The 7,292-nt window shown below is 23.9% G+C and carries 8 protein-coding genes and 1 tRNA gene; 4 read left to right on the top strand and 5 right to left on the bottom strand.

All coding sequences use genetic code 11. The features are described 5' to 3' along the window. Positions 1–480: 480 nt before the first annotated feature. The 3 genes from U0T59_02805 (at position 481) to der (ending at position 2,521) form a co-directional block, all read left to right on the top strand. Entirely contained in the window at positions 481–1,086 is a 606-nt protein-coding gene (locus U0T59_02805; GenBank protein XBC43327.1) for a tetratricopeptide repeat protein, read from the top strand. Between the two features lie 62 nt (positions 1,087–1,148). Next, complete coding sequence (locus U0T59_02800; GenBank protein ID XBC43326.1) at positions 1,149–1,349, top strand: GTPase; 201 nt, start codon at positions 1,149–1,151, stop codon at positions 1,347–1,349. 47 nt (positions 1,350–1,396) lie between these two features. Beyond that, complete coding sequence (der, locus tag U0T59_02795; GenBank protein XBC43325.1) at positions 1,397–2,521, top strand: ribosome biogenesis GTPase Der; 1,125 nt, start codon at positions 1,397–1,399, stop codon at positions 2,519–2,521. Positions 2,522–2,692: 171 nt separating this feature from the next. Here der and fdx read toward each other — a convergent pair whose 3' ends face one another. The 5 genes from fdx to U0T59_02770 form a co-directional block, all read right to left on the bottom strand. Next, positions 2,693–3,019 carry an ISC system 2Fe-2S type ferredoxin gene (gene fdx, locus U0T59_02790; protein ID XBC43324.1) on the bottom strand — a complete coding sequence of 109 codons (327 nt, stop codon included), beginning with the start codon at positions 3,017–3,019 and terminating at the stop codon, positions 2,693–2,695. Between the two features lie 39 nt (positions 3,020–3,058). Then, positions 3,059–4,618, bottom strand: coding sequence for a Fe-S protein assembly chaperone HscA (gene hscA / locus U0T59_02785; GenBank protein XBC43323.1), 1,560 nt, complete (start codon positions 4,616–4,618; stop codon positions 3,059–3,061). A gap of 32 nt (positions 4,619–4,650) precedes the next feature. Beyond that, a complete protein-coding gene (hscB, locus tag U0T59_02780) occupies positions 4,651–5,157 on the bottom strand; it encodes a Fe-S protein assembly co-chaperone HscB (GenBank protein XBC43322.1) in 507 nt (168 codons plus the stop codon). A 118-nt stretch (positions 5,158–5,275) separates the two neighbouring features. Next, the gene (gene iscU / locus U0T59_02775; protein XBC43321.1) at positions 5,276–5,659 is read right to left on the bottom strand and encodes a Fe-S cluster assembly scaffold IscU; all 384 of its coding nucleotides are present in this window, start codon (positions 5,657–5,659) and stop codon (positions 5,276–5,278) included. Between the two features lie 32 nt (positions 5,660–5,691). After that, positions 5,692–6,906 (bottom strand): IscS subfamily cysteine desulfurase, encoded by a 1,215-nt coding sequence (locus U0T59_02770; GenBank protein XBC43320.1) that lies wholly within the window; start codon positions 6,904–6,906, stop codon positions 5,692–5,694. 270 nt (positions 6,907–7,176) lie between these two features. Between U0T59_02770 and U0T59_02765 the strand changes: the two genes are divergently transcribed. Beyond that, positions 7,177–7,249, top strand: a tRNA-Trp gene (locus U0T59_02765). The last annotated feature ends 43 nt before the right edge of the window (positions 7,250–7,292 follow it).

The raw sequence follows: 7,292 nt of genomic DNA, 5'->3' as shown, positions 1-7,292 counted from the left end.
TAATATTTCCTAATTAAAATTTTTAATGCAAAGTTACATATACCTAAGTATATATTTATATATTTAGGTATATATTTATATATTTAAGTATATATTTATATATTTAAGTATATATTTATATATTTAAGTATATATTTATATATTTAAGTATATATTTATATATTTAGGTATATATTTATATATTTAAGTATATATTTATATATTTAGGTATATATTTATATATTTAGGTATATATTTATATATTTAGGTATATATTTATATATTTAGGTATATTAGTATACATGTACTTAAATATGTTTTACATATTTAAGTACATGTATACATATATATAAATATATTTATATATACTATTAATTTTGCATTTCTTATTTGTAAGTCATTTTTTTGAAGAGAATTAAAATTTATTTTTTAAAAAATATTGATGTTTTTAATTAAAAATTTTATAGTGTAATTTTTTCTTAATATTAAAGATGTTTTTATATGTTTAAAAGAAAAAATATAGAAATTCATTATGGTCTTAACTATATTCAAAAAATTAGTGTATCTTTTTTATTTCTAGTTCTTATATTGATAGTTTTGTACTTCAGAAAGATGTATTCTGAAAGTTTTATTTATTCGGATAATTATAAGAATATTATTCAACAAAATAATATTAATGATCCCAGTTCAATTGTTAAATTTATTAAATTTATTCAAAAGAACAAAAATAGTGTTTATGGATCTTTATTTGCCTTACAATTATCTAAGATGTATGTATATAAAAATGATTTAAATAGTGCTTTATTAATATTGAAAGAAAGTTTAAAATATACGTCTGATGTTAATATTTCTAATATAATGATATTGAATATTTCTAGGATAGAATTTCAATTATTTCATAACATAAAAGCTATAAAAGTTATTAATTTAATTTCAGATAGTTCCTGGGAAAGTTTTAAAAATGATCTTAAAGGAGATATGTTTTTTTTATTAAATAATAAGAAAATGGCTTTTTTATTATGGAAAAAAAGTTTAGACTTGCAAAGTGATTTTGAATTAAAAGAAGTAATTACAATGAAGTTAAATAGAATTAAAAATGAGTATTAGTAAAACTGTTTTGGATAAGTAATAAAATTTATTATTATGCAATGTTTGAGAGGTAATTTATTATGACTCCTTTAGTTGTTTTAGTTGGAAGAACTAATGTTGGCAAGTCTACTTTGTTTAATAGGCTAACTTGTTCTAAAGATGCGCTGGTATCTGACTTTCCAGAATTAACTCGAGATCGAAAATATGGATATTTAAAAATTCAGAATAATGTCATTTCTGTTGTTGATACAGCTGGAATGAATAATAAAAAAAAAATATAGATAAAAAAATATTTGAACAAGTTTTGTTTGCTCTTGAAGAGGCAAATTTGATTTGTTTTATAGTTGATGCTAGAGATGGATTAGTTAATGAAGATTTAAATATTGCAAAAAAAATCAGAAGATATAAGAAAGATGTGTTAGTTATAGTTAATAAAATAGATGGATTAAACTTTGATGTAGTAAAAGTGGAGTTTTATTCATTAGGATTTTCAAATATTCATGCTGTTTCAGCTACTAATGGAATAGGAATTAAAAATTTAATTCAAGATCATTTTTTACGTTTATTGAATAGTTCTTTTAACTACAATAAAGTACTTGCTTTAGATTCTTATTTTTTAAAAAAAAGAAAAACAAATATAGAACTAAGTAATGGCTTTAATATTATAAAAATTGCTATTGTTGGAAAACCTAATGTAGGAAAATCTACTTTAGTGAATAAATTACTTAATACAAATAGAATGGTTACTGACGATCAGCCTGGAACTACTAGAGATAGCATTTGGAGCAATGTTATACATAAAAAATATAACTATATTTTTGTTGATACAGCAGGAATAAGAAGGAAAAATAAAATTGAAAACTTTATAGAAAAATTTTCAGTTCAAAAATCATTAAGTTCTATTAAATTTTCTAATGTTGTTATATTTGTGTTGGATGCTACAAATGTTATATCAGATCAAGATATAATATTGTTTAATTATATTGTTAATTATGGATGCGGAATTGTAATAATATTTAATAAATGCGATCAATTATCTAAATATGATAAAAAAAATCTCATCAAATCTCAAAAATTTAAAATTATGAATATTGGAATGATTCATTTTATTTCTGCTATTAATGGATTAGGAGTGAATAAAATTTTTACATTAATAAACCAAGTCTTTCATAGCTCTATGAAAAAGTGGAGTACTTCAACGTTAACTGAAATTATGAAATTAGCTGTAGAGAAACATCAACCACCTATTGTTAAAGGTAATAAAGTTAAGTTAAAACATGCGCATGTAGGAAAGCAAAATCCACTAACTATTATTATTCATGGAAAAAAACTGAATTATTTATCATGTACTTATAAAAAGTATATCTCTAATTATTTTAAAGAAAAACTAAAGTTAATAGGTAGTCCTATACATTTCTATTTTAAAAATAATAGCAATTCTTTCTTAAAGTAAATTTGTATAAAATATATTAAATTTTGCGAAGCATATTTTCGAAACTATTAATCTTAATTTTTTTAATGAAATTAAATTATACTATAAAAAGTAATTTTATTTTGTTCAACAAGTTTTATAATTAATATTATGGATATATATTGTAATAGTATAATGGTTTTTAATATAATATTAAAATTGATTTATAGTATATACAGGAATTTCGATTTCTATATCTTGATTCATAATTTTAGCTTGACAACTAAGTCGACTATCTAATTGAACTCCCCATGCTTTATCAAGTATATCTTCTTCTTCTTCTTGACAAATAGATAAAGAGAAATATCCTTTTTTTACAAAACAATGACATGTAGTGCATACACATGCTTTATTACAAGCATGTTCAATGTTGATGTTATTTTTTAATGCGACATCTAAAATGGTTTCTCCTTGCTTAGCATGAAAAACTCCACCTTTTGGTAGTAATATTTTGTGAGGTAAAAATGTAATTTTTGGCATATTATAGTTATATAGTTATATTTTTTAAAAAAATGTTGTTTATTTTAAATCGTTATTTTTTGTTATATTAAATATTGGAGATGTGTTTAATCCATAAGTAGATTTTATTAATATATTTTTTTCAATGTTTGTCGATTTTATTTTAGCTGTTACTGATAACAGTCCATCGACATCTATTTGAAATTTTACAATAATAATTATTTTTCCAGCAGGTTTTTCTGGAATACCAGTTAATACAAATTTTGATAAAGACTCGCAGTTTTTTACTAAGTTTTGTTCGCCTTGTAAAATATGAATTAATATGGATTTTTGTTTGTCCTTGAAAGTAGTAAATTCTCTAGTTTGCGATATGGGAATTTTAGTATTTTTAAAAATAATTTTTTCTACTATATTTCCCATCACTTCAATTCCTAATGATAGGGGAACTACGTCTAATAATATAACATTATTTTTTTTATTTTTTTGAGTTAACATATTAGCTTGAATAGCAGCTCCTATCGCTACCACTTGATCTGGATTAATTGAAAATAAAGGAGTTCTTTTAAAATATTTCATTACGTGTTGTCTTATTGTGGGAATATAAGTAGACCCTCCTACTAAAATAATGTGATCGATGTTTTCAACGGGAATATTAGCTGCTTTTAATGTATGTTTACAGATAGCTAATGTTTTTAAGACGATAGGTTGAATGATATTATTAAATTCCATTCGAGTAATACAAAAATTATGTGATTTAAATGTGGCAGTAACATAATGTTTAGAACTTAATTGAATTTTAATAGATTGAGTGAGATGTAGTAGTTCTTTGTTTAGAGATATATCTTGTGAATCAAATGATATTATTTTATTTTTAATGTAATTTAACAATGCATAGTCAATATCTTCTCCTCCTAAATTAGTATTTCCAGAAGTAGATAACACTTCAAAAATATTTTCATTTAAATTAAGTATAGAAATGTCAAATGTGCCTCCTCCAAGATCATATATTGCAATAGTTCCTTTTTTATTTAAATGCAATCCATAAGCAATTGCAGCTGCAGTAGGTTCATTTAACAAACGTAACACATTTAAATGCGCTAATTGTGCTGATGTTTTTATTTCTTGTCTTTGTTTATCATTAAAATGAGCTGGTACAGTAATAACTATTCCACTAATTTTTTTATTAAACGTAGAATTTATGCGTTGTTTTAGTGTTTTGAAGATTTGACTAGATACATCAACAGTTTTTATTATAGTATTATTTATAATAAATGAAACTATATTATTTTTATCATTTTTGAAATTATATGGTAAATAAGGATATAGTGCTTTAATTTCTTTTAATGGGCGTCCAATTAAACGTTTTATTGAAGTGATTGTATTGATAGGATCACTTATAATCATTTTTTGAGCTTCCCATCCAACAATAGGTTGAACACCGCTATAGTTTACAATTGAAGGTAAAAGAACACGGTTTTTTTCGTCAGTAATAATAATTATATCATCTAATATAGTAGTTGCTATTAAGGAGTATGTAGTACCGAAATCGATACCAAATGACATAGTACTGTTATCTATATGTATTTTTGAATTTTTATTATAATTTTTAATTATAATCATAATTGTTTTTTCCTATTTAGTATGTAGTTATTTTATTCATATTTTAATTCATGTAACTTATTTTCAAACTTTTTATAAAATAATAGTTTATGCAATGTTATTCCTGCCAATTTCCATTGTTTTTTATTGAGCATTAATTCTAAGTTTAATAAATAATGTTCTTTTTTATGCTTAATTATATTAGAAAGATAATGTAACTCTACTTGTTTTGTTTTTGTTTTTTTTATCGTATCTAATTTTTCATACAATTTTAATTGTTCGTTAAGAAAAATATTTTGAGATAAATTTTTTTGTTCTTTTTTGAAATTATATGAGTTTAAAAATAATAAATATTCAGCTCTTTGCAATGGATCTTTAAGAATATGATAACCTTTATTAATATGTATAGACTTTTCTAAATAGTTTTTATGTTGATTTTTAGAATTATTATATTGTGTGTCGGGATGATATTTTTCTTGTAATTCATAAAATTTTAATAAAAGGTTTTTTATGTCAATGTTAAATTCTTGAGAAATGCTGAATAATTGAAAATAATTCATATATTTTTTCCATTTAAATATATTTTTTATTGATTTTTTAAACGTGTTGAAATGAATTTAAAACTTTCAACACGTTTTATTTTTTTAGGTTTATTTTAGATAATTTTTCTAAAATTGTTTATTTGTTTTTTTTATCTCGGTAGTCAGCAATAGCTGCTTTAATTGCATCTTCAGCTAAAATAGAACAGTGTATTTTTACTGGAGGTAAATCAAGTTCTTGTGCAATGTTGGTATTTTTTATACGTGAAGCCTCTGATAATGATTTTCCTATAATCCATTCTGTTATTAAAGAGCTAGAAGCTATTGCAGATCCACATCCATAAGTTTTAAAACAAGCATCTTTGATAATTTCATTTTCATCTACTTTTATTTGTAATTTCATAACATCTCCACATGCTGGAGCTCCTACTAAACCACTTCCTATATTAGGATCTGAATTTGAAAACGAACCTACGTTTCGTGGATTTTCATAGTGATCTAGTACTTTTTTACTATACGCCATTTTATTTTTTTCCTATTTTTACATAATTAAAATTAATCATGTGTCCAATTTACAGAATCTAAATTAATTCCAGACTTAAACATTTCCCATAGTGGTGATAAGTTTCTCAAGCGATTAATAGCTTTGTGTACTGTTTGAATAGTATAATCTATTTCTTGTTTGGTGGTAAAACGCCCAATTGAAAAGCGAATAGAACTATGAGCTAGTTCATCTTTTATACCTAAAGCTCGCAAAACATATGACGGCTCTAAACTTGCAGATGTACATGCAGAACCTGATGATATTGCTATATTTTTTAATGCCATAATTAAAGATTCACCCTCTACATAGTTAAAACTAATATTCAATATGTGTGGAGCTCCATTTTTAATATTGCTATTTAAATATACTTCTTCAATGTTTTTTAAACCATCCCATAAATAGTTCCGAAGATTTGTTAAGTTTTTATAATCATTATCGATGTTTTTTTTTGCAAGGTAATACGCCATACCCATACCTACAATTTGATGTACAGGTAATGTTCCTGATCTCATACCTTTCTCATGCCCTCCTCCATGAATTTGTGCAGATAATCGTACACGCGGTTTTCGTCGAACATATAGTCCTCCGATACCCTTAGGACCATATATTTTATGTGCAGAAAACGACATTAAATCTATTTTTAATTTTTTAAGATCAATATGTAATTTTCCTATACTTTGGGTAGCGTCTACATGAAATATTATTCCATGATTAGAACAAATATCAGATATGCTTTGTATATCTTGTATTACACCTGTTTCATTATTTACATGCATAATAGAAATAAGTATAGTTTTTCTGTTAATTTTTTCTTGTAGTTCTTTTAGGTCAATTGTTCCATTTTTTAGTGGACTAAGATATGTTACATTAAATCCTTTATTTTCTAAATATTTACAAGGATCTAGTACTGCTTTGTGTTCTGTTTTGCTAGTAATGATGTGATTTCCTTTTGTTTTATAAAAATCAGCAATACCCTTAATGGCTAAATTGTTAGATTCAGTAGCACCTGATGTAAAAATTATTTCTCGAAAATCTGCATTAATTAACTCAGCAATTTGACTTCTTGCAATGTTGACTGCTTCTTCTGCTTTCCATCCAAATTGATGTGAGCGAGATGCTGGATTTCCAAATGTATCATTTAATGTTAAAAATTTTATCATTTTTTCCATTACTTGTAATTCCATTGGTGTAGTTGCTGCATAGTCTAAGTAAATTGGAAGTTTCATTACATGTTACCCACTATTATAAATATTAAGTTATATTTGTTAGTTTTTTTTAATAGTTAATATTTCAGTTAAATTTTATTAATTGTGAAAAAATACTTTAGATATTTTTAATAAAAAAGAACATATTAAACAATAAATAATTAGTGAATTTGATAATAGCAAATGCTAATTTATCAATAGGTTGATTCTAGACTTGAATTGTATTTAATAGTATACTAATATTTCAAAAAACGTTTTTTAGTTATTATAATAATTTTAATGTATTAATTTAGGGGTGTAGTTCAATTGGTAGAGCATCGGTCTCCAAAACCGAAAGTTATGGGTTCGATTCCCTTCACCCCTGAAAAATAGTTATTTAAAAAATTTTTTATAAATCATAATAATCA

Source organism: Buchnera aphidicola (Meitanaphis flavogallis) (assembly GCA_039830035.1).
GTDB classification, from domain to species: domain Bacteria; phylum Pseudomonadota; class Gammaproteobacteria; order Enterobacterales; family Enterobacteriaceae; genus Buchnera_B; species Buchnera_B aphidicola_AZ.
The sequence above is the reverse complement of the archived record's forward strand: the minus strand, read 5'-3'. Positions and strand labels throughout refer to the sequence as shown.